The sequence below is a fragment of the Ruminiclostridium hungatei genome, assembly GCF_002051585.1.
Taxonomy (GTDB): Bacteria; Bacillota; Clostridia; order Acetivibrionales; family DSM-1351; genus Ruminiclostridium; species Ruminiclostridium hungatei.
The window spans coordinates 1-716 of the sequence record NZ_MZGX01000084.1; the positions used below are offsets into that span (position 1 = coordinate 1).

Consider the following 716-nt stretch of genomic DNA (forward strand, 5'->3'; position numbering starts at 1 on the left):
ATGTATATAAAAATAATTATACAAGATACCCATACTTTGAGGCAGACAGGCAATATGACGAATTAAGGAACTACTATCCTGAAAAATACAGCTACATCATTGTGGACTGGAATGACACCTATCTTGCAAATGAGTACATATTTGACTATGAAAACAAAATGAATTTTGAGGATAAATACCGTACTTTTAATTTGTCCATAATAGACAGGTACTACCTGTATGACAGCCTTGAATACAGGTATGACAATACCTACCACCAGGTAAATAAGAAAATACTGAAAAAATACAGCATGCCAAGCTCGGAATACGCAAATGACCAGGATTTGAGCAAGTATCTGCTGTACGTTGAAGACTTTTCATATGACCAGTTTGGGAATGTGGTGTCCTATTGGGGGCCGGAGGCGGTGAGAAACAGCGAAAATGTTCTTACAAATCCCTCCAATGATGAACACCTGCTGCAGTATTCCTATGATACCTCACACTATAATATCCTGCTGGAAAAAAGGTATAAAAAGGATGGGGCAACAACCATAAGTGAGACAAATACCCTGACAGGTGACTGGAAAAATGTATCCCAGGCAGCCATAAGTGTCAACGGGGTTATGGAGTCCAGGACAACCTATGGCTATGACCAGTGGAACAATATCAGCAGTGAGAAAAGGTATCTGAAGGACGGCGGCTGGACCGGATATGTGGAGACCAACTACGAATACAGT

At 40.6% G+C, this 716-nt stretch carries 1 protein-coding gene; it reads left to right on the top strand.

Annotated elements, in window-relative coordinates; genetic code table 11:
• The coding region (locus tag CLHUN_RS22300) for a hypothetical protein (protein WP_165755833.1) at positions 1-716 on the top strand (716 nt) is incomplete at both ends.